Source organism: Methylobacterium sp. HJ2 (assembly GCF_056431005.1).
In genome coordinates, this window is the sequence record NZ_JBWJYM010000002.1 from 814318 (window position 1) to 836375 (window position 22058).

The window sequence follows — 22058 nt, forward strand, 5'->3', positions numbered from 1 at the left end:
GACATGACCACGACCAACATGCCTCCGCTCCGCGACCGCTTCGGGATCGCCCTGCTCGGCCTCGCCCTGCTGCTCGCCCCCTGCGGCGGGGCCCGGGCGCAGGGCGTCGCCCTCCCGGCGGTCGCGCCCGTGCGGGCCTGCGAGACCCTGGCCGCGCTCGACCTGACGGGCGTGGCCGACACGCCGGCCGAGATCCGCTCCGCGGCAATCATCGAGACGCCGAAGGGACGCTTCTGCAAGGTCGAGGGCCAGGTCGCGCCGGCGATCGGCTTCGAGGTCGACCTGCCGCTCGCCGGCTGGACCCAGCGCTTCGTGCAGACCGGCTGCGGCGGCCTGTGCGGCCGCATCTCCGTCGGCATCGATCAGGCCGGCTCCTGCGCGCCGGCCCTCGACGGCGCGTTCGTCGTCGCGGCGAGCGACCTCGGGCATAAAAGCCGCCCGGACGAGAGCCCCGGCGCCTTCGGGGCCGACCCGCAGAAGCGGATCGACTTCGCCTACCGCGCCAACCACGCCACGGCGCGCGCCGCCAAGGCGCTCATCCGCGCCTTCTACGGACAGGCGCCCCGCTTCTCGTATTTCTCGGGCTGCTCCGACGGCGGGCGCGAGGCGCTGATGGAGGCGCAGCGCTACCCGGAGGATTTCGACGGCATCTCGGCGGGCGCGCCGGTGATGGCCTTCCAGGTGCAGAACTCGTTCTATCACGCGTGGCTGGTGCGGGCGAACCGGCGCGCGGACGGCACGGCGATCCTGCTCGCGGCCAAGCTGGCGCCGCTGCACGCCGCGGTGCTCGCGCGCTGCGACACCCTGGACGGCCTGAAGGACGGGCTCCTGAGCGACCCGCGCGCCTGCACGGTCGACCCCGCCTGGATCGCCTGCACCCCGGGTGCGGCCGACACGTCCGGCTGCCTCACGCCGGACGAGGCGGCCGTGGTGCGCAGGATCTACGAGGGACCGCGCGACGCCGAGGGCCACCGCTTCACGGTCGGCGGCCCGCTGCCGGGCTCCGAGCTGCAATGGGACTTCATTCCGGAGACGCCGACCGGCACCTCGATGAGCGCGCGGATGGTGGCGGCGGCGATGGAATCGGTGATCCTGCCGGAGCCGAGCCCCGCGGAGGCCGACCTTGCGCGCTTCGTCTTCGATACGGAAAATTTCGCGCGCGTCACGGAGCTCCATGCCCTGAACGACGCCACGAACACCAACCTGCGGCCCTTCGCGGCCCGGGGTGGCAGGCTCCTGATCTGGCAGGGCTGGTCCGACACCTCGGTCTCGCCGATGATCTCGATCGCCTACGCCAAGGCGGTTCGCCGGGACCTCGGCCCCGATGCGGCGGACCGGGTGATGCGGTTGTTCCTCCTGCCCGGCACCGGGCATTGCGGCGGGGGCGACGGCTTCAGCCAGATCGACACCCTCGGCCCGCTGATGGACTGGGTGGAGGGCGGCACGGCCCCGTCCGCGCTCGTGGCCAGCAAGGTGCCCGACCGGGCCAGGGGGCCGCGGGGTCCCCTGGCGGGCGGCTTGCCGCCCTCCGCGCCCTATGCCCGGGTGGACGCGACGCCGCTCGCGACGCGTCCGATCTATCCCTTCCCCCAGATTCCCCGTCCCGAAGGATCCGGCTTCGCGCCGGGGCCGAGCCCGGCGGGTCCCGAGAGCGCCGGCGTCGACTGGTACGGGGCCTCCCTCATCGGCCCGGACTTCCAGCGCGATTACCGGGTCGAGGGCGGCCGGCTCGTGCCCGTGCACCGGTGAGGCGTCCGGGCCCGCATCCCAGGCCCGGCCCCCCTCCGCCCCGAGGACATCCCATGCGCCCGCTCGCCCTTCTCCTGCTCGCCCTCGGCCTTGCGGGGCCCGCCCAGGCCCAGGTCATCCCACGGGAGGAGTTGCTGTTCCTGACCTCCGAATGGACGGGCGAGCGCTTCCCGGACGGGCGCCCGCGCGTACCGGACGACCTCGTCCGGCGCGCCGCCCGCATCGGCATCGAGGAGGCCTGGACGGTCCTCGACAACCGAGGCTACCGCAACCAGTTCGCCGGGGGCTTCAAGCAGGTCGACGCGGCCGTGCCGGTGGTCGGCCGCGCCGTGACCGCCGCTTTCCTGCCCGCACGCCCGGACGTGCAACGGCTGGTGACCGCGCGCGGCGCCGCGCAGGGACGCAGCGGCGACACCAACGCGTGGCCCATCGCGACGCTGCAACCCGGCGACGTGCTGGTCGTCGACGGCTTCGGCAAGGTCGCGGACGGCACCATCATCGGGGACAACCTCGGCAACGCGATCTTCGCCCGGACCGGCGCCGGCATCGTCGTGGACGGGGCCGTGCGCGACCGCGCGGGCCTGCGCGCGATCCCCGGCTTCAACGCCCTGGTGCGCGACTTCCACCCCTCCTTCCTGCGGGACATGACCCTGTCGGGCCTGAACACGCCCGTGCGCATCGGCGGGGCCGTCGTCCTGCCCGGCGACCTCGTGATCTCGGAGCCCACCGGGGTCCTGTTCATCCCGGCCCACCTGGCCGGGGAGGTGGTGGCCACCGCCGAGTTCATCGCGCTCAAGGATCGCTTCGGGCAGGGCGCGCTCAAGGCGAAGCGGTTCGCCCCCGGCGAGATCGACGGCCCGTGGTCGGAGCCGGTGCGCGCGGCCTTCATCGCGTGGCTCGACGGTCAGCCGGAGCGCGGGACGCTCACCCGCGAGCAGCTCGACGGCTTCCTGGCGCACAGGACTTGGTAGACCGGAACCTCGGAGAGACCACGACGATGGATGACAGGATGAACGCGGTCCTGGACCGCTTCCACGACCGCATCCGCGCGGAGCGCTCGCAGCCGCGCGGCCGGCCGAGCGAGGGGGAACGCGATCGGCGCCTGCGCGCCGTCGGCCCGGAGACGGGCCGGCTGCTGAACGCGCTGGCCCGCGGCCTCGACGCCCCGCAGATCCTCGAACTCGGAACCTCCTTCGGATACGCGACCCTCTGGCTGGCGGACGGCGCGCGCGCCTCCGGCGGGCGGGTGACCACGATGGAGATCCACGGCTACAAGTCGGAGGAGGCCCGCGCTGCGGCGGTCGAGGCCGGGCTTTCCGAACATGTCGACTTCCAGGTCGGAGACGCGGTGGCGCTCATCCGCGCGCTGCCGAGGCCCGTCGACCTCGTCCTGATCGATTTGTGGAAGGACCTCTACGTGCTGTGCCTCGAGGCGCTTCTGCCCGGACTCGCCCCCGGCGCGATCCTGGTGGCCGACAATGTCGGGCCCCGGAACCCGGAGACGCGCGCCTACGTGGCGGCCGTGCGCGCGGTCCCCGGCATGCGCAGCCTGCACCTGCCGGTGGGGCAGGGCCTGGAACTCAGCCGTTACCGGGAGGCCGGGCCGTTCGAAGCGGAGGGTAGGCGGCCGTGAACCGGGCTGCGTTCCTCCGGCTGCTGGGCTCGGCCGCCCTCGGCGCGACCGCGGGGGTGCGCCCCGGACGCGCCGCCGATGCCTCCGACGAAGGCCTCGCCCGGACGCGCGCGGCCGCCTCCGCGGCCACCGCCTTCCTCGCGCGGCTCGACGCCTCGGGCCGCGCAGCGGCCCTGCGCCCGCTCCCGGGCGGCGACCGGGCCGTCCCTGCCGCCTTCCGGGGAGGGGCGGACGGCCGGCTGGCCTTCGTCGGCGAGCGCTGGGGCGAGGCGGTGTGGTCGAACTTTCCCGACGGCGACGTGCCCCGGCCTGGGCTCCGCCTCGGGGACCTGACCGGCGTGCAGCGTGCGGCGGCGATGGACCTGCTCCAGGCGGTGCTGAGCCCGGAAGGCCTCGCCAAGGTCGATGCGATCATGGGTTCCGACCAGGCCCTGGCGGAGCGCGGCGTGCCCTTCGCGGCCGGACGGGATGCCTACCGCCTGTGCCTGTTCGGGGCGCCCACGGCGGATGCGCCCTGGCTGCTTCAGTTCGGTGCGCATCATCTCGGCCTGAACGTGCTGTTCGCCGGCGACCGGGCCGGGATGATGCCGATCCTCACGGGGGCGCAGCCCGCGACCTATGCCACTGGCGGCCGATCCGTGCGGGCGCTGGCCGGAGAGAGCGACAGGGCTTTCGCCCTCCTGCAGGCCCTGGACCCGGAACAGCGCCGGCTCGCGATCCTGGGTGATCGCAAGATCGACCTGGTGACGGGGCCGGGCCGGGACGGGCTGGTCCCCCCGCTCGAGGGGCTGCCCGCCCTGGAACTGGATGCGTGGCAGACGCGGCTCCTCCTCGACCTCGTCGGGGAATGGACCGGCATCCTCCACGGGGCTTACGCGGCCCGGCGTAGGGCCGAGGTCGAGGCCGGCCTCGCGCAGACGCGCTTCGCGTGGCGCGGGCCCGCCACCCCGGTCCCCGGTGCGAACGGGGCCGCCTATTTTCGGATCCAGGGGCCGCGACTCGTCATCGAGTTCGCCCCGCAGGATGTCGGCGGCGACCCGACCCTGCACGTCCACACCGTCGTCCGGGACCCCGTGGGGGATTATGGGCGACCGTCGCTGCGGCCGTAGGTGCAGGCCGGCTCCCGTCGAGCCGCCGCGCTGCCGCTGGCGGGGGGCGGAGCGGGTTCCAGCGCATCTGGCGTCGCGGGGGCTTGAGGTCCCCGGCCGACATAGACCCCGCGGCCCTCTGTTGCCGAACGACGGCGCGTGCGTGCTCTCGCGGTCGCTCCACCGCAATCACGTGTGGAGCTTCGACCTCGTGCAGGCCCAGGCTCCCGCACTTGCCGCCGCAGGACCGAAACCCACTGCGTCCCTCAATGTGCCCAGGTAGCGATAGATCAAGGACGCATAGCGGAAGACGGAGTAGAATCGAGCCGAATCGAGGCCGAGGGCTCGGCGCCCCGGGTTCGACTCAGCTCAGCCCGAGGATGCCACAGGTGCGCAGAGGTCTTTTACTGCTCACCCTCGCGGCTCTCATGCCGCTCGTCCTGCTCGCCGGCGGCCTGTCTTTCATGCTGTTCCGCCAGCAGCAATCGATGATGCGCTCCGAGGCCGTCCACCAAGCCGAGGACATGCTCGGCAGCGTGGACCGTGAGCTCCTGACGCAGATCGAGCTCCTCAAGGTGCTTGCCCAATCGCCGATGCTCGACAGCGACCGGCCGGACCTGGCGGCCTTCCACGGCCTCGCCGAGCGCTTCCAGGCCCAGCTGCCCCTCTGGCACCGCATTATCCTGGCCGACACCGAGAGCCACATGCTCGTGCGGACCGGTTATCCCTACGGGACACCGCTCCCGCCCCTGGTGGACGAGAAGAGCTACCGGCGGGTGCTGGACACGGGCGAGCCGACTATCGGAGACGTCGTCAGCCCCAGGGGTGCCGCCAACACCACGCCGCGGGCCAGCTTCCGCGTGCCCGTCCAGCGCGGGGGCAGGACCCTGTTCGTCCTGACCGGCGTCGTGTCCACCGAGCGCCTGACCGCGCTCCTGGCCAATGCCGGCCTCGATCCGGCTTGGCGGCCCTACTTGGTCGACGGGGCCGACCGGATCGCCGCGAGCCTGCGGATGCCCGGCAACGTGGGCTCGCTGGCCATGCCGCCGACGGTGCAGGCGCGCCAGACCGGCGCGTCCGGCATCTACGACGGCATCTCGCCAGGGGGTGAACCGCTGGTGACGGCCTTCCGCAAGTCCGCGCGGACCGACTGGTCCGTCCACGTCGCGATCCCGCTCCCGGTCTACAACCGGCCCGCGATTCATGCTGCCTGGACCCTGGCCTGTGCAGGCGCCGTCACGGTCCTTTTGACCGCGGCCTTCAGCCTTCTGCTCCAGCGGGAACTCCGGGCGCAGCGCCGCGAGACGCTCGCCCAGGAGCGGACGCTGCGCATGGAAGCGCTCGGGCGCATGACCGGCGGCGTGGCGCACGACTTCAACAACCTGCTGATGGTCATCCTCGGCAACTTGGAGATGCTCGGCCGGCGCAACCACGAGCCGCGCCTGGACCGCTACGTGGCGGCCATCCGCAAGGCGGCCGAACGTGGCACGCATCTGACCCGGGAGCTGCTGGCTTTCTCACGGGGCAGCGGCACCCAGTCCGAGGTCGTCGACCTGAACGAGCGGTTGCTCGGTACGCTGACGATGATTCGTCAGTCCGTCAGTGGTCACATCCACGTCGAGGCCGACCTCGTCCCGGGCCGGCACGCGGTTCGGCTCGACCCCCTGCAGTTCGACCTGGCGCTTCTGAACATCGCCGCGAACGCCCGGGATGCCATGCCGGACGGAGGCTCGCTTCGGATCATCACCCGCAGGGTCCCGTTGCCGGATCGCTCCGGGCGGGAAGGCATCGCCTTGTCCATCCGGGATTCGGGCAGCGGCATCCCGGCGGACGCCATCCCGCACGTCTTCGAGCCGTTCTTCACGACCAAGGAGGTCGGCAAGGGAACCGGCCTCGGGCTGAGCCAGGTCTACGGCTTCGCCAAGGCCTCGAACGGCATGGCCGACATCGAGAGCCGGGCGGGCCAGGGCACGACCGTGACCCTGCACCTGCCTCTCGCGCAGGAGGAGGTGCCGGAGACGGCCAAGGCATCGACGGACACGGATAACGGCCCGGCCTCCTCTGCGTCGGTTCGTGTCGTGCTGGTGGACGACAACGACGAGGTCCGGACGGTCACGGCGAGCTTCCTGGAGGATGCAGGCTTCCGGGTCGAACAGGCCAACAGCGCGCAGGCCGGCCTGGACGCACTTGCGCGCGGCGGTGGCGACATCCTCGTGAGCGACCTCATCATGCCGGGTGGGATGGACGGCCTCGCCTTCGCCAACGAGGTGCGCAGGCGCTGGCCCGGCCTGCCGGTCATCCTGGTGTCGGGCTACAGCACATCGGCGGCACGAGCGACCGAACTCGGCTTCACCCTCTACATGAAGCCCTACGACATGGCGGATCTCGTCAGAGGCATCAGAGCCCAGGTCGGAGGATGCAGACCGGAACCGGTCGCGAAGGATCGTGGCAGGCCCGTCGCCTGAGGGCCTGCGTACAAGGACGCCCGCGCCGCCGCCGCTGTGCCCGTCTTCCAGCCCCTTGGACGATGGCGGAACCCCCTCCGGCGTTCAGCGGGATCCGGACGTCACGCTCGACACCGCCTGTTCGCGCAGCCAAGGCACGATGGCTGCCGCCAACGCCGCCGGCCTTTCGATGGGTATCATGTGCCCAGACCCCTCGATGATCGCCAGCGTCGCGCCCGTGATCCCGTCCCTCATCTCGCGGCTCTCGTCGAGGCTGCGCAGCGCATCCCGGTCCGCCGCGACCACGAGGGTCGGGCAGCGGATCAGGGACAAGCGGTCGAGGTCGCCTGTCCGCGCCTGCGAGGCATGCCGCACGAACACCGCGCCGCCGACCCGCTGGCTCATCGCCCGGACCTGCTCGATCATGGCTGCGTCGTCCGCGCGATCCGGATGGAGCGCGTTCAGCACCGCACCCCGGCTCAGCCCCAGGAAGCGGTCGGGATGGATGGTCCGCACGGCGAACGCCTTCTGTCGGGACTGGGCGGGCGTGTCGGGCCTAGCCGATGTCGCGATGAGCACGAGGGCCTGCACCCGTTCCGGCGCGAGGCGCGCGATCTCCCGGGCGACGTAACCGCCCATCGAGAACCCGATCACGGCGAACCGCTCCGGCGCCAAGGCGAGGACCTGTCGCGCCATCTCCCCAACCGTCGCCGCGCGGCTGAGATCGCCGTGCGAGACCTCTCCGACGTCCTGGAGGTCCGCGACGACGGCGTCCCACAGCGATGCATCCGCCATGAAGCCCGGAAGCAGGAGGATATGCATGCCGTCAGCCCCGCCGTCGGTTCATGGGGTCGGGCATCGCCGCGTCCAGGCCGCTCCCGGACCCCGTCTGCGCGCGGGCCGATGACATCGGCGAGGGCGCCCTTCGAGCGATACAGTGGGACCCAAGACCTGGCCTGGCCCGTCGGGTGGCCCGCGTCCGAAGGACGAGCGTCGCGACGGTTGGATCCGAGATCGCCCGGCGCGGGCGCAGCTTCTCCCTCTCCATGGACTTCAACCGCCTGACCCCGATCACATCCTCCTGGCCGCCCCGCCCTGATGGCACCGAGCAAACAACGAGCTATGGACATCCGCGCAGGAGGTATGCGCCTAAGTTTATGAAATCCGTGCCATCCAAGTTCGGTGGTTCGGCGTGGGATCTGCAGGCTGATGTTTGATCGTCCGATCGTCGGGCTGGCCGTCTGGCTCTCCAAGCCTGTCGGCTTCCTGGCTACCTGCTTCACGGTGGCGGCCGGAGTTGGGGCTGGCGCTCTCCTCAGCTTCAATGATCATTGGGCGCTGGTCTTTAACCTGTTCCTGTCCATCGCTGCCATGCTCCTCGCGGGCATCATCCTGGTGGCGGGCGCCAGGGACACAGCCGCCATCCAGCTCAAGCTGGACGAACTCATCCGCGCCGCCGAGGCGGCCGACGATCGTCTCGTCGGGATCGAGGAGCTGAGCGCGGAGGAACTGGAATTGGTCCGAAAGGACAAAGCACCGGCCTCACCACCAATCGGCATCACCGGAGAAGATCGACCCAGCGCCGCACAGGATCAAACCGCTCCGTAGGATCCGGGTGCGGCCACAGACGCGCTGCAACCGCCGCCCGGATGCGCCCACATCCGGCCGACAGATCGGCTCCCCCTGCCGTCTCCAGGATAGCCTCCATCGGCTTTTCGACGACCCACGGGGCCACGGGCGCAGCACCGCGTCGTGCCCAGTCTGTTTCGGTGTCATGTTTCGGTGTTATGGCGCGTCGCCCCGGCCGCGCCGCGCTCGAGGTTTCGGCGCGGCGAGACGGTGGGCTGCGGTCAGCGCCGACAACAGGGTCGCTTCGTCGACGATCGACAGGTCGCACCGCGTCGCACCCATCCGTCCCCAGCCGCCTTCCACGGGCCTGAATGCCTGAGGGGCCTGCTCGCAGAAGAAATCGCGCAGGTCCGGGTCGAACATCAGATTGAGGTCGTGGCCAGCCTCGTCCAGCGTCGCGAAGGTCTTGCGCGGCGTCCTGAAGGCCGTTCTGTGGACGTGGGGCCCGGACGTCACCGCCTCCAGCGTCGCAATGAGCGCCTTCACGCGTTCGATGTCGACACCCATCGCGATCGTTCTTCTCCAGGTGGCCGACGGATCGAATCGGCTGATGTTTCACGGCTGAATTGGCTGGTTAAGTGGCACTCTGCGTGCCCATATCCATTCGAGTGCTGCCATTATCAGGTCTGGAGCAGCGGCCGCAGCACACGGATATCGTCAAGGTCTTCAAGTGCATTGACGCGAGCGATCAGAGCCTCCGCTCGGGCCGCACCGAGGACCGCCGCGATGAGATCGCGCACCTTGGCGTTGACGCGTTCGGTGCTGAGGGGGTTTTCTTTGGTTCCGGGCGGGAACTTGGTGAAGTGTTCGAACCGGCGCCCATCGTCGAGCGTCACTTCGACTCTCGCACTCCGAGGTGCCTCGGGCGTCATCAGGGCCGGATCGCCCACCACCTCGATCCTCTGCCGCAACGCGTGGATCATGGGCTCCTGCATCAGGCCGGGATCGTGGCTGTCTGAGAACGAGACCGCTCCCTTGACCAGGGCCAGCGCCACGAGATGCTGGCAGTTCACGTCCGGCATGGCGCTGTGCCCGACGATTCCGACGGCGTCGGTGGGTAAGTGGACGACCACCCGTTGGACGTCCGCGGCCTTGAGGCCGTTGCGCGCGCGCAGCGTGAGGACGGCGTCGAGAGGAGACTGGATCGGATAGCCGACCGAGAAGGTTTTGATCGCCGTCTCGGTGACGTAGAACCGGGTCCCCAGGCCCTCGAGCATCGCCTCGGGACGCGGAGCGGTCGAGAGGGCGATGAACAGGTTGTGCGTCCCATCGAGGACGTCGGCGACACCTGTGAGGCCCGCCTGGACCATGCCGACGGCCGTGACGCCGTTGCGGGCGCCCATCCCGGCGAAGTCGAAGGCCTTCTCGATATGGTCCTCGTCCTTCACCCAGCTCCACAGGCCGGAGACCTGCTGCGCCGCGTAGGAGAGCGCGAAACGGGTGCCGCGCTCGTCGAGGCGAGCCAGAGCGGCGGCCGCCCCGAGTGCCCCGAAGGTCGAGCTCGTTCCCTCCGCACTCCGATGCGAGCCACGCACGCGGTCGGGCCCCAGGGCCATCAGGAGCCGGCAGCAGAGATCGTAGCCGAGGGCCACCGCGCGGATTGTTTCGGTGCCGGAGCGGCCCTCCTTCTCGGCCATGGCGAGGGCGGCGGGGACGGTCGCGGAGCCCGGATGGGCCTTCGTGACGGGCTCGAAGTCGTCGGTCTCGTCCGCGTGGGCGCACATGGCGTTGGCCAGCGCCGCGTTGACCGCGCTGGTCCGGAGATCCGAGGCGACGACCGAGGCTTGATCGACGCCGCCGAGGCTTCGGACATACGCCGTCGCCATCTCGCCCGGCCGCATCCGGGCGCCGGAGATCATGGCGCCGAGGGTGTCGAGGATGCGATGCTTGCAGGCCAGGACGACCTCGGGAGGCAGGGGCCTGTCGCGGGCCTCGACCATGTAGCGGGCGAGCCGTCCCGTGACGTCGCCCTCGGCGGAAACGGCGCGGCGCGGGAGAGCCGAGGCGGCCAAGGCTCCGCCCGCCCCCTGCAGGAATCGGCGGCGATGGGGTGCACGACCCGAAGCGTCCCGTATCATCTTCGCTCCTCCGTGAGACGGCCTACAGGGCTCGTCTTCCGCTGCGCTCAGCTCTGTGCCGATGCGGCCCTCGGCGATCCGGCAGCCTGACCCGCCTTTTCGCTCCGGTCGATCCCTTGGCCGTGCAGCTCGGCGCCCGCCGTTTCGGGCAGAAACAGCGCGGCACAGAAGGCGGTGCCATAGGCGCACAGGGCGCAGCTGCCCATGGCCGTCCCCAGCGGCACCGTCGCGGTGAGGATGCCCACCGTGGCGGGAACGACCGAGCCGAAGCCTCTGCCGCCGCCGAGGCAGAAGCCCTGACCGCTGGCACGGATCGCGGTCGGGAAAAGCTCCGCGAAGGTCGGCAGCATGCCCGAGGCGAGGGCCCCCTGGAACGCGCCGAGGAAGAAGCTCAGCACGATGGTGGTCGCGAGGCCGACCGGCGCGAGCAGGAGGATCGCGACGTTGCCGGCTTGCAGGACGAGGAAGGTCATGAAGGCCGGGCGGCGCCCGATCCGATCCGAGAGCCAGCCGAAGAGCAGGGGCCCGACGAGTGAGCCCAGGATGTTCATCGCGAGATAGCCGGTGCTGGTCTTGATCGACAGGCCGAGGGCGATCCGCAGGTAGCTCGGCAGCCAGGTGATCATCACGTAGGCGCCGCCGAAGATGCCGGTCGACATGATCGCGGCTGCAATCGTGCGGCGCAGATAGGGACCGGAAAAGATGGTCCAGAACGGCGGCGGGACGGATCCATCGCGCTCGTTCGCCCGCGCCGCGGTGTAGATGCCGGATTCCGGCACGAGCCGCCGGATGAAGAACACCAGCCCGGCCGGGACGATGCCGATGGCGAAGAACACCCGCCAGCCCATCTCCTCCGAGAACAGCGAGGCGATGATCGGAAGCAGGATGACCGAGATCGCGTAGCCCACCGCGTAGCTGCTCTGGACGGAGGCCGCGACGCGGCCGCGGAGCGCCGGCCGGATGACCTCGCTGATCAGCACCCCGCCGACGGCCGCCTCACCGCCATAGCCGACGCCTTGGAGGAAGCGGACGGTCGCGAGCGACCAGAAGTCGCTCATGAACGCGGCCATGCAGGTGAAACCCGCGACCATGAGGATCGTGATCTGGAGGATCCGTACCCGGCCCAGTCGGTCCGCCAGGATGCCGGCCGCCCAGCCGCCGACCGCCGCCCCGGCCAGGGAAGCCGTGGCGAGGTACCCGGCCTCTGCCTGGGTCAGGCCGAGCGTTGCGATGAGTGCCGGGATCACCAGGGCGTAGATCGTGGTGTCCATGGCGTCGAGGCCGAAGCCGGCAAAGCAGGCCCAGTAGGTCCGCCGCTCCGTCTGATCGAGTTTCGAGTACCAGCCGAGCTTCATCATCGGGGCGTTTCCTCCAGCCGTGCGGGATCGCGCCCGCGCGTGGTCGCCGGGCGAAGCGTCACGGCCGACCGCCTCTTCTCGGGTGGCGTGCCGGCCGGGATTCGAGGGGGATTCAGTCCGGCAGGTCGTCCAAGTATTCGAGGCCGGCCGCCGCCAGGGTCTCGCGCATCCGGTAGAGGTCGAGTCCGAGCTCACCGGATGCGAGCCGGTCGCGCTTGGCGATCTCGTTGGCAGCGCGGGCATCCGCCTTGGCAGCCACGTCCGCGGCATCCCGGTGCGGCACGACCACGACGCCGTCGTCGTCGGCCACGACCGCGTCACCGGGATGGATCAGGGCGCCGGCGCACACCACCGGGACGTTCACGCTGCCGAGCGTCGCCTTCACCGTGCCCTTGGCCGAGATCGCGCGCGACCAGACCGGAAAGCCCATCGCCTTGAGGGTGCGCACGTCGCGGCAGCCCGCATCGATGACGAGGCCGACGCCGCCGCGCGCCTTGAGGGAGGTTGCGAGCAGATCGCCGAACATGCCGTCGGTGTTGTCGGTGGTGCAGGCCACGACCAGCACGTCTCCGGGACGGCACTGCTCGATGGCGACGTGCAGCATCCAGTTGTCGCCCGGCTGCGCCAGGACGGTCACGGCGCTGCCGGCGACGCTCGCGCCGGGCCAGATCGGGCGCATGTAGGGTTTGAGCAGACCGACGCGGCCTTGCGCCTCGTGGACGGTGGAGACGCCGTGCCCGGCCAGGGTCCCGGCCACCTCCGGCGCGATCCGGGGAACGTTGCGGACGACGACGGTCCTCATGCCAGTTCCTCCAGGGTCATCGGGAACAGCCGCTGGTAGGCTTCGCCGTAGGTCATCGCCGTCCCGGCGTTGCGGGCTCCCTGGACGCCGCGGTTCAGGGCAACGCGACCGTAGTAGTCCCAGAGGTGCCTCTGGGCGGCGAGTACCTGGAAGGCGCGGTACTTGGTCTCCCAGACCGAATCGATGTTCAGGATGACCTGAGGCTTGAAGTTGCACTGCTCGGGCTGGTGCGGCTCGAAGAGGAAGACCGGTGGGGCGCTGTAGCTGCGGTCCGGGTCCGGCTTGTGCCCCGCGGCCTGAGCGATGACCCGGGCCTCCTGCGCGACGTGGGCGGCGACCGGATGATCGAAGTTGTAGGGATCCTCCAGCGCGTGCGTCAGCACGAAGGACGGCTGCGTCTCGCGATAGACGTCGACCAGCCGGTCGAGGACCGCCTCGCCGACCCGCAGGGGATAGTCGCCGACGTCCAGGAACTCGATCTCGGCGCCGAGGATGCCGGCCGCCTCTTCGGCCTCGGCGCGGCGCTGGGCCTTGACGTCCTCGATGCGCACGCCGGCCTTCTTCCAGGCCCATTGGCTCTCGCCGCGCTCGCCGTAGGACAGGCACACGATCGTCATGCGGTAGCCCTTGCGGGCATGCAGGGCGATGGCTCCGCCGGCTCGCCAGACGAAGTCGCCCGGGTGGGCCGTGACGACAAGGCCGGCCTTCACATGCGCGCTCATCTTCGTCGTCACCTCGCAGCATCCCGGCGCTGGCCGCAGGCGCGCGCCCTAGTCTGCATGCATCGCTACAATCGCTCCCGTCGTCGAACAAATGAATAGATTGCCGTCTTTCACGAGAAATATCGAACAATCGCGCCGGTGACGGCGGCCCTGCTCGGCAGCGCCCGGCCGGACCGGGTCGTCCGCCACCCGCGGACGCTCAGAGGGTGCCGAAATAGTCGCAGAACGCCCGCGAGAGGCTTTCGGCAAGGAGGGAGAGCGTGTGGCCGCGCCGTGTGACGATGCCGATCGTGCGCGCGATACTGGGTCCGCGCAGCGGGACCGCGACGATCCCGGCCTCCTCCGCCGACTGAAAGGCGAGGCGTGGGACGACGGTTACGCCGAGACCGCCCGACACCATGCCGATGGCCGTGGCCACGCGGTGCACCTCGTAGACCCACCGCATCTCCGCGTAGCGACCGCCCAGGCCAGCGGCGATGAGCAGGTTGTTGCCGGTCTGCTCCCCGATCTTGATCATCACCTCATCCTGCAACTCGGACCACGTCACCGCCTTCGCGCCGGCCAGCGGATGGCCGGCCGGGCACACCAGCACGAACGATTCCTGGTGGATCGGGGCGATGTCGAGATCGAAGTGCTGAGCGGACATGATGGTGATGCCGAACTCCGCGTCGCCGGCCCTGACGCGCTCGACGATGGCGGTGGCCGAGTGGTCGATGATGCGGAGTCGGACGCCTGGATGCGCCGCACCGAACCTCCGCAGAATGACCGGCAGATGGTGGGTCGCGATCGTCGGCAGGCAGCCGAACCGAACGACGTCCTGGCTCTCACGTCCCTGCTGGCGCAGCGTCCCGAACAGCTGGGACAGTTCCGCCACGATCCGTTGCGCGCTCGGCAGGAGCTCGACTCCGGCCGGCGTCAGGGTCACCTGCCGCGTCGTCCGGGCGACCAGCCTGACGCCGAGCTCGCCCTCCAGCTTCTTCAGGCGGTGGCTCAGGGCGGCTTGGGACAGGTTGAGGCTCGCCGCGGCCCGGTTGAAGCTTCCCCAATTGGCGATACTGAGGAACGCCTGAAGCCCCAGGAAGTCGATCCGCTCCACAGTCGCTCCTGGCCATCGGCCGCGTTTTCCGGGCAGCGCCCGCGGGCCTGAGGGTGGCTCCGCAGGTCCGACAATTCAATCGGCGCGCGGCGAGGGTCGGAGCGTGGGCCGAAACGGGCGGGCCTGTGTCGGGAGGCCCTGGAGGCTCTCGTACCGACGATCTGCGGGCGTTGATCGCCCCGCCGCACACGCGCACGGCCGCGCGAACCTGAGGCGTCGACAGGCGGTCGACGCACGCCGCGACGCGACAGGCGAGCCCGCCTCATCCGCCGACGAGGCGGGCCAGGAAAAAACTTCGCACCAGGCCTGTCGGTTTGAGCGCCTTGTCGCACAGACGCTGTGAACACCCTCCCAGGCCACAGCGGAAGAGGCTGCAGCGCGATGACGGTATCAAGACGCCTGAACGGGCGTGCTCCGGCACAGGGAGCCGCGCGGGCCCGAATCCTGGCTCGCCTGGCGGTGTCTGCCGGTCTCGCCTGGGGTCCCATGCTCCCGCTCACCCTGATGGCGGCCGCGCAGGACGCGCAGATTGCAGCCCCGTCCGGTCCGGCCGCCGTCTCTGTGGCGCCGGATGCGCAGACCACGGCATTGACGGCCCCCCCGCCCGAGACGGGTCCGAAGGCCGAGCCTGCCCAAGCGGTCGCGGACAATCAGGGCGCGCTCGCGGCCACCGATGCGCGGCTCCCGGCACCGATCAAGGCAGCCCACGATATGACGCCGATGGGCATGTTCCTGGCGGCCGACCCGGTCGTGAAGGGCGTGATGGCCTTGCTGATGGCGGCCTCGGTGGTCGTCTGGGCGATTTTGCTCATGCGGGGGACGGGCATGCTGCTGGCCAAGCGGCGGCTGCGGACGGCAATCCGAGAGTTGCGCCAGGCGCAGGGCCTCGCCGACGCCGTGAGCCGCATCCGCCGCGGCGCCGCGGCCGAGATGCTGAGCGAGGCCGCAGCGGAAATCGAGCTGTCGCGCGGATTGGCGGGCGAAGGCACGAAGGAGCGCGTCCTCATCGCGCTGGAGCGCCTCGAAGCCGGGATCGGACGGCGGATGTCGGTCGGGACGGGCATTCTGGCCACGGTCGGCTCGATCGGTCCCTTCGTCGGCCTGTTCGGTACGGTCTGGGGCATCATGCGAAGCTTCATCGGCATCGCGAACTCCAACACGACGAACCTCGCCGTCGTCGCCCCGGGCATCGCGGAAGCGCTGCTGGCCACCGGTATCGGCCTCGTCGCGGCGATCCCCGCCGTCGTCATCTACAACGTGCTGACCCGCTCCATCGTCGGCTATCGGGCGATGGCGGCCGACGCCGTCGCGCTGATCATGCGCCACCTCTCGCGCGACATCGACCGGAACGCGCTTCCGGTATCCGACGCGCGGCCGGCGGACCTGCGCGTCGCGGCCGAGTGAGCGGGGAGCACCGAGCATGGCCATCCGCATCGGATCCGAGGGGGGCGACCTCCCGGAGAACGCCGACATCAACATCACGCCCTTCATCGACGTGATCTTGGTGCTGCTGATCATCTTCATGGTGGCCGCGCCGCTCTCGACCGTCGACGTGGCCGTCGAGCTGCCCACCTCCTCCGCGCCGCAGCAGCCGCGCCCCGACAAACCGGTCTTCGTCAGCGTGAAGGCCGACCTCACGGTCACCCTGGGTGAGGACACGGTCACGCGGCCGGGGCTGGGCTCCGCGCTGGATGCGGCGACCAAGGGCAACAAGGACGAGCGCATCTTCCTGCGTGCCGACAAGGGCGTTCCTTACGGGGAGCTGATGCAGGTGATGAATCTGCTCCGCGCCGCCGGCTATCTCAAAGTCGGCCTCGTCGGCCTGGAAGACACCGGTGACAGGGGGCCGCTATGATCCGGCCGCCGCCAGACGCCTTCGCGACGGCGGCGGTACTACCGCGCCAGACCCATGAGGCGGGCCATTCGTCCGCGATCGTCAACGCGCTGCTCTGGGTGCTCGTCGGGACCTCCACCCTCGGGGCCCATATCGGTCTGTACCTCCTTCTGACGCGGCGGGAGGTGCCGACCGCCCCGTCGGCGGCCGAGCCGGCCGCCGTGATGATCAACCTCGCGCCCGAGGCCGTGGTCGCCAAGTCGGAGGTCGACAACGCCCTCGCCGAGCCGGAGGCGGCTCCGATGGAGGAGGCGGCTCCCGTGGAGGAGGCTCCGCCGCCGCCCGCGCCGGAGCCCATCGTGGACGTTCCGCCGCCGCCGACCGTCAAGCCTCAGGCCGTTCTGCCGTCCAAGCCGCCGAAGCCGGAGGTGAAGCCGGTGGAGAAGAAGGTCGAGAAGAAGCCGGTCGAGAAGCCAAAGAGGCCGACCAAGCCGAAGGAGCGGCCGACCATGGCGACCCGTGCGGGCGGCGGCCCCCGCTCGGATCGGCGGACCGCCGACGTGACGGCCGCCGCCGCCGCCGGCTCGGCCATCAGCCAGCAATCCATGGCGAGCTGGCATAACGAGATGCGTTCGCGGATCGTGCGGGCCAAGCGGTTCCCGCCGGAGGCGCGGGGACAATCCTACGGCGTCGCCCTCGTCACCGTCTCCTTCGGCGCGAACGGGAGCGTCCTGTCGGCCCGCCTGGTCTCGTCGAGCGGGAGCCCGGCCCTCGATGCGGAGGCCGTGGCGGTGATGTACCGCGCCGCGCCGTTCCCACCGCCGCCCGGCGGCAAGCCGACGACCGTGTCCGTCCCCCTCAACTTCAACAGGCGCTGAACCGTCCGCCCGCCCGTCGAAGGCCGCATCACCCGAAGGGACCGCGTCGGACGCCGAGGCCCTGACCGAAACCCGAGAAGATCTGATCGACGATGCCTCCCCTCCCGAAGACCCTGGTCCCACCCCGAGCGTCGAAGGCCGGCTCCGCGGCGCATCCGTCCGTGCCGGTCGCGGCCTTCGCGCTGGGCAACGGGATGCAGGTCGTGGTGATCCCGGACCGGCGCAGCCCTGTCGTCACGCACATGGTCTGGTACCGCAACGGCTCGACCGACGATCCGCCGGGCAAGTCCGGGATCGCCCATTTCCTCGAGCACCTGATGTTCAAGGGGACGAAGACCCGCCCGGCGGGGGCGTTCAGCGCCTGGCTGGCCTCCGTGGGTGGGGAGGAGAACGCCTTCACCGGCTGGGATTTCACCGCCTATCACCAGCGCGTCCCGAGGGAGCATCTCGCCGCCTGCATGGCCTACGAGGCCGACCGGATGCGCAACCTCCTCCTCGACGAGGCCGTCGTGGCGACGGAGCGGGACGTCATCCTTGAGGAGCGCGGGATGATCGTCGAGACCCGCCCGGCCGAGCGGCTCGGCGAGGCGATGGCGGCCGCGGCGATCCTGGCCCACCCCGCCGGCCGGCCCATCATCGGCTGGCGGCACGAGATCGAAGGGCTGACCCGGGCGGACGCCCTCGCCTATTACCGGCGCTTCTACACGCCGGACAACGCGATCCTGGTGGTAGCCGGAGATGCCGAGCCCGCCGACGTCCTGCGGCATGCGGAAGCGATCTACGGCGCGGTGCCCGCGTCCGGGACGGTGCCGGACCGGAGCCGGGTGCAGGATCCGCCCATCCGCGCGCATCGCCACGTCACGGTGGCCGACGAGACCGTCCGCCAGCCCCAATCCCGCCGGCTGTACGGGGTGCCGTCGCCGCGCATGGCGGCCGCGGGCGAAGCGGAGGCCCTGGGCCTGCTGGCCTTCCTGCTCGGCGGCGACCGGACCTCGGTGCTGCACACCCGCCTCGTGATCGAGCGGGGATGCGCCACGGCGGTCGATGCCTCGTATTGGAGTGCCTATTTCGCCGAGCGCTCCCGCTTCAACATCCACGCGACGCCCGCGCCCGGCGTCTCGCTCGCGACGCTCGACGACGCGGTCGAGGCGGAACTCATGGCGCTCCGCGAGACCGGCTTTCCGGCCGATGCCGTCGCCCGCGCCAAGACACAGTTCGTCGCGGATGCGCTCTATGCCCGCGACAGCCAGGTCGTCCTCGCCAACTGGTACGGCGGCGCCCTGTGCTGCGGCCTGACCCTCGACCATCTCGCCACGTGGCAGGATCGCATCGAGGCCATCACGCCCGACGCGCTGGTGGCGGCGCTGGCCCATCTCGATCGCCGGGCCTGCGTGTCCGGGCACCTCGTCGGCACCCTGGCATGACGCACCGGGAGATCCTGTCGTGACGATGCGCTTCACCGGCCACGCGGCCGCACCCGGGCACGACGCCCGCGTGCAGCATCTCTGCAGCCCGGGCGGGATCACGGCCTGGCTCATCGAGGAACATACGCTGCCGATCCTCTCGGTCCATTTCGGTTTCCGCGGAGGGGCGGCCCTCGACCCCGAGGGCCGGGCCGGCACGGCGCGGCTCCTCGCCGACCTGCTGAGCGAGGGGGCGGGCCCGCTGGAGGGAGGCGCATTCCGCCGTGCCCTCGGCGACGCGGCGATCCGCCTCTCCTTCGCCATCCGGGGCGACTGCTTGGTCGGCGAACTCAAGACGCTGGCTCACAACGCCGGCCAGGCTTTCGCATTGCTCGGCTCGGCCGTCCGGGAGCCGCATCTGGCGGCAGCGGACGTCGCGCGGATCCGCGACGTCCTGACCGCCGAGGTGCGCGCCAGTCTCGGCCGGCCGGATGTGGTGGCCGCCCTCAGCCTCAACGCCCGCGGCTTCGCCTCCCATCCCTACGGCCGCCCTGTGATGGGCGACCTCGACTCGCTGGCGCGGATCGGGCGTGGCGATATCGTCGACCTCCAGGCCCGGCTGCTGACGCGCGGCAACCTCCGTATCGGCGTTGTCGGGTCGATCGGGGCGGAGGCCCTGTGCGCCGCCCTCGACGCCGCCTTCGCCGATCTGCCCGAAGGGGCGGCCGGCGCGGTGCCCGACACGGCTCTCGGAGGGCTGGGCGAGCGCCTCGTGTCGCGGCTCGACCTGCCGCAATCCACGATTCGGTTCGGACGCCCGGGCATCCCGCGTCACGACCCCGATTTCGTCGCCGCGATGGTGGTGAACCATTGCCTGGGCGGCGGGGGGAACTTCCAGTCGCGCCTGTTCCGCGAGGTCCGGGAGCGGCGGGGCCTGTGCTACGCGGTCTGGTCCGGCCTCCAGACCGCCGACGGAGCCTGCACCCTGGTCGGCGCGACCTCGACGCGCAACGACCGCGCCGCGACGGCCCTCGCAGTCCTTCAGGACACGGTGCTGGGCCTCCTGCGAGTGGGCATCGGTCGCGAGGAGCTCGAGACCGCCAAGGGCTTCCTGATCGGCTCGCACGGCCTGCGCTTCGACACGTCCGGAGCGATCGCGGAACTCCTCCTCAGCCTGCAGCTCGACGGGCGTGCCTCGAGCTGGCTCAGCGAACGCAATCGGCGGATCGCGGCGGTGACGCAGGACGACGCGGCGCGGACGATCCAACGCCTCGTCGGCGACGGCGCGCTGCTCGTCGCGGTCGCGGGCGATCCGGAGGGATTCTGAACGGCCCAGGTCCCGAACGGGACTTGCGGGAACGGGACGTGGCCGGGATGCCACGACGGAGCGGGAAGCACACATGAGACCGATCATCCTCGCGAGCCTGGTCGCCGCCCTGATTGCGGCGGACGGCGCCCACGCACAGCAGCTCGGGCGGCCGGGCGCCACGGAACCGGGCTTCATCCCGGGTCAGGCCCCCCTGGCGGGAGCCGGCGTCGTGCCGACAGCCGCGGGCCGGGACGCGCTGCTGGCGCCGGGCCAGATCGACCCGGTGCCCGCTGCGGGCAGGCAGAGGCCGCCGCGTTCGGACAAGGCGATCGGACCGGATCTGGTGGCGTACATCTTCGCCCCGATCGGCGGTGTCGTGACCCCGATCGCCGAGCGGCTGCGTACCGTCGATGCCGCGATGGCACCGATCAACCAGGTCCTGCGGCCGCTGACCGGCCCCCTCGATCCGGCGCTGGTGACCCCGGCCGCTGCGCCGGCCCCGCCCGCACCGATCGGTCCGCGCAAGTAGGGCGGCCACGGGCCCCACGCCCCGTGGCGACGCTGCGGGCTCCCAGGGGATTCCTCACCCATCGATCCCGATGCCGTGCCCGCGGGCCCGTGCTCATCGGCAGGTCCGAAAGGCCTCGTCCATCCATGTCCCAGACCGAATTGCTGATCGGCGACCCGGCGCCTGAGATCCAGGTCGACCGGTTCCTCAAGGGCGAGCCCATCGCGGCGATCACGCCCGGCACCGTCCATGTCATCGAGTTCTGGGCGACTTGGTGCGGTCCCTGCAAGGCCAGCATCCCGCATCTCACCGCCCTGCAGGCTCGGTTCCCGGGGGTTCCGATCCTCGGCATCGCCGTGAGCTGGAAGGACCTCGCCGAGCTGGACGCCTTCCTGGCCGAGCAGGGCGACGCGATCGGCTACCGGATCGCCGCGGATCTCCCGGTGGAATCGGGGGGCGGACGCGGCCGGACGTATGCCGCTTGGTGCGAAGCCGCGTACCAGCAGGGGGTGCCGACCACCTTCGTGGTCGATCGCGAGGGCCGCATCGCCTGGATCGGCCATCCGATGGAGCTGGACGAGCCCCTGGCGTCGATCGTCGACGGCAGCTGGGACCTGCCGGCCAAGGGCAAGGCCCACCGGGATGCCCTGGTCGCGGCCAAGATCCGCGAGGGGAGGGCCCTGGAGCGGGCGGTGGCGGCCTGCCTGAAGGCGGAGGATCGCCAAGCCGCCATCCGCGCCTTCGACGACGGCTTCGCGGCTCATCCCGATCTCGAACGCACCTACGGCTTCGGCCGCCTCAAGCTGCTTTTGTCCGAGCCGGGGGACGCCGCGCTCGCCTACGCCCGGCACCTCATCGCGCGAGCGGGGCCGGAGGAGATCAACACCGTCTTCAGGATCGGCACGGCCCTCACCGAGCAAGCCAGCCTGGCGTCGGCGGTCGAGGACGGACGGTCCCGAAGGGCCGTCGCGGCAGTGGCCGTCGAGGCGATCGAGCGAGCGGAAGAGCTGCTCGGTCCCGATCAGGCCGGACAATTGCGCATGCGGCTCTCGGAGGCGCTCGCGCAGGCGATGCTCCCGGCGGGCCGTGCGGCGGATGCCGCGGCACAGGCGCGGATCGCCCACGCAGCCGCCGTCGCGGCGAACGCCCCCGCGCCCACACTGGCGGCGCTCGAACGTCTTCTGGCGCAGTGTGACGCGCCGGCCGCGCCCGTGGCCAGGGCCGCGCCGGCGGTGATCTGCGACGGAGACAGCTGCCGCATCGCGTGAGGCTTAGAGGCGGCCCGCCCGTTCCGCGCTTCCCGTACCGCCGCGCGCAGAAGCCGGTCGGTGGCCGGCACCGGCGGCTCCTCCAGGCACCCTCCGCCGCGCGGTCGCCGGGCCGGACGATCCGCCGGGAACCCGTCCGGGCCGCCCCGGAAGGGCGTTCGCATCGCTCGGCTCGGATCCACAGCAGCAGTGAGGGTCCATTCGCCCTGCCCGCGCGGCTCCGCGACCGCGCCGCACCAACCGCAGTCAGGCCCGCTGA

At 71.1% G+C, this 22058-nt stretch carries 20 protein-coding genes; 13 read left to right on the forward strand and 7 right to left on the reverse strand.

Annotated elements, in window-relative coordinates; genetic code table 11:
* The first annotated feature begins 3 nt into the window (after window positions 1-3).
* The 5 genes from ACS5RC_RS08470 to ACS5RC_RS08490 all read left to right on the forward strand — a co-directional run bounded on the left by ACS5RC_RS08470 (window position 4) and on the right by ACS5RC_RS08490 (window position 6935).
* Window positions 4-1749, forward strand: a complete 1746-nt coding sequence (locus ACS5RC_RS08470) for a tannase/feruloyl esterase family alpha/beta hydrolase (protein WP_478343376.1) — start codon at window positions 4-6, stop codon at window positions 1747-1749.
* Between the two features lie 53 nt (window positions 1750-1802).
* The gene (locus tag ACS5RC_RS08475) at window positions 1803-2720 is read left to right on the forward strand and encodes an RraA family protein (RefSeq protein ID WP_478343377.1); all 918 of its coding nucleotides are present in this window, start codon (window positions 1803-1805) and stop codon (window positions 2718-2720) included.
* Window positions 2721-2746: 26 nt separating this feature from the next.
* On the forward strand, window positions 2747-3382 hold the full coding sequence (locus tag ACS5RC_RS08480) for an O-methyltransferase (protein ID WP_478343378.1): 636 nt from the start codon (window positions 2747-2749) through the stop codon (window positions 3380-3382).
* Entirely contained in the window at window positions 3379-4491 is a 1113-nt protein-coding gene (locus ACS5RC_RS08485; protein ID WP_478343379.1) for a DUF3500 domain-containing protein, read from the forward strand. The genes ACS5RC_RS08480 and ACS5RC_RS08485 overlap by 4 nt, the downstream gene beginning before the upstream one ends.
* A 368-nt stretch (window positions 4492-4859) precedes the next feature.
* Complete coding sequence (locus ACS5RC_RS08490) at window positions 4860-6935, forward strand: ATP-binding protein (RefSeq protein WP_478343380.1); 2076 nt, start codon at window positions 4860-4862, stop codon at window positions 6933-6935.
* Window positions 6936-7019: 84 nt separating this feature from the next.
* Here the strand turns inward: ACS5RC_RS08490 and ACS5RC_RS08495 are convergent, their stop codons facing one another.
* Window positions 7020-7736, reverse strand: coding sequence for an alpha/beta fold hydrolase (locus tag ACS5RC_RS08495; RefSeq protein WP_478343381.1), 717 nt, complete (start codon window positions 7734-7736; stop codon window positions 7020-7022).
* 387 nt (window positions 7737-8123) lie between these two features.
* Here ACS5RC_RS08495 and ACS5RC_RS08500 point away from each other — a divergent pair, with 387 nt between their 5' ends.
* Window positions 8124-8522 carry a low affinity iron permease family protein gene (locus ACS5RC_RS08500; protein ID WP_478343382.1) on the forward strand — a complete coding sequence of 133 codons (399 nt, stop codon included), beginning with the start codon at window positions 8124-8126 and terminating at the stop codon, window positions 8520-8522.
* A gap of 177 nt (window positions 8523-8699) precedes the next feature.
* Here ACS5RC_RS08500 and ACS5RC_RS08505 read toward each other — a convergent pair whose 3' ends face one another.
* From ACS5RC_RS08505 to ACS5RC_RS08530, 6 genes are all read right to left on the reverse strand, one after another.
* On the reverse strand, window positions 8700-9050 hold the full coding sequence (locus ACS5RC_RS08505) for an MmcQ/YjbR family DNA-binding protein (RefSeq protein ID WP_478343383.1): 351 nt from the start codon (window positions 9048-9050) through the stop codon (window positions 8700-8702).
* A 113-nt stretch (window positions 9051-9163) separates the two neighbouring features.
* Window positions 9164-10621, reverse strand: coding sequence for an MmgE/PrpD family protein (locus ACS5RC_RS08510; RefSeq protein WP_478343384.1), 1458 nt, complete (start codon window positions 10619-10621; stop codon window positions 9164-9166).
* Between the two features lie 47 nt (window positions 10622-10668).
* On the reverse strand, window positions 10669-11979 hold the full coding sequence (locus ACS5RC_RS08515; RefSeq protein WP_478343385.1) for an MFS transporter: 1311 nt from the start codon (window positions 11977-11979) through the stop codon (window positions 10669-10671).
* Window positions 11980-12091: 112 nt separating this feature from the next.
* Entirely contained in the window at window positions 12092-12781 is a 690-nt protein-coding gene (locus ACS5RC_RS08520; RefSeq protein WP_478343386.1) for a 4-carboxy-4-hydroxy-2-oxoadipate aldolase/oxaloacetate decarboxylase, read from the reverse strand.
* Window positions 12778-13503 carry a PIG-L deacetylase family protein gene (locus ACS5RC_RS08525; protein WP_478343445.1) on the reverse strand — a complete coding sequence of 242 codons (726 nt, stop codon included), beginning with the start codon at window positions 13501-13503 and terminating at the stop codon, window positions 12778-12780. Before ACS5RC_RS08525 ends, ACS5RC_RS08520 begins: the two co-directional genes overlap by 4 nt.
* A gap of 199 nt (window positions 13504-13702) precedes the next feature.
* Window positions 13703-14599, reverse strand: coding sequence for a LysR family transcriptional regulator (locus ACS5RC_RS08530; protein WP_478343387.1), 897 nt, complete (start codon window positions 14597-14599; stop codon window positions 13703-13705).
* A gap of 504 nt (window positions 14600-15103) precedes the next feature.
* Here ACS5RC_RS08530 and exbB point away from each other — a divergent pair.
* From exbB to ACS5RC_RS08565, 7 genes are all read left to right on the forward strand, one after another.
* Window positions 15104-16003 carry a tonB-system energizer ExbB gene (exbB, locus tag ACS5RC_RS08535; RefSeq protein WP_478343388.1) on the forward strand — a complete coding sequence of 300 codons (900 nt, stop codon included), beginning with the start codon at window positions 15104-15106 and terminating at the stop codon, window positions 16001-16003.
* Between the two features lie 16 nt (window positions 16004-16019).
* Window positions 16020-16454 carry a TonB system transport protein ExbD gene (exbD, locus tag ACS5RC_RS08540; protein WP_478343389.1) on the forward strand — a complete coding sequence of 145 codons (435 nt, stop codon included), beginning with the start codon at window positions 16020-16022 and terminating at the stop codon, window positions 16452-16454.
* On the forward strand, window positions 16451-17311 hold the full coding sequence (locus tag ACS5RC_RS08545) for an energy transducer TonB (protein ID WP_478343390.1): 861 nt from the start codon (window positions 16451-16453) through the stop codon (window positions 17309-17311). Before exbD ends, ACS5RC_RS08545 begins: the two co-directional genes overlap by 4 nt.
* Before the next feature lie 92 nt (window positions 17312-17403).
* On the forward strand, window positions 17404-18735 hold the full coding sequence (locus ACS5RC_RS08550) for a M16 family metallopeptidase (protein WP_478343391.1): 1332 nt from the start codon (window positions 17404-17406) through the stop codon (window positions 18733-18735).
* Between the two features lie 25 nt (window positions 18736-18760).
* On the forward strand, window positions 18761-20041 hold the full coding sequence (locus ACS5RC_RS08555) for a M16 family metallopeptidase (protein WP_478343446.1): 1281 nt from the start codon (window positions 18761-18763) through the stop codon (window positions 20039-20041).
* Between the two features lie 73 nt (window positions 20042-20114).
* Window positions 20115-20552: a hypothetical protein gene (locus ACS5RC_RS08560; protein WP_478343392.1), complete on the forward strand. Its 438-nt coding sequence runs from the start codon at window positions 20115-20117 to the stop codon at window positions 20550-20552.
* Between the two features lie 125 nt (window positions 20553-20677).
* The gene (locus tag ACS5RC_RS08565; protein WP_478343393.1) at window positions 20678-21799 is read left to right on the forward strand and encodes a TlpA family protein disulfide reductase; all 1122 of its coding nucleotides are present in this window, start codon (window positions 20678-20680) and stop codon (window positions 21797-21799) included.
* Window positions 21800-22058: the final 259 nt, after the last annotated feature.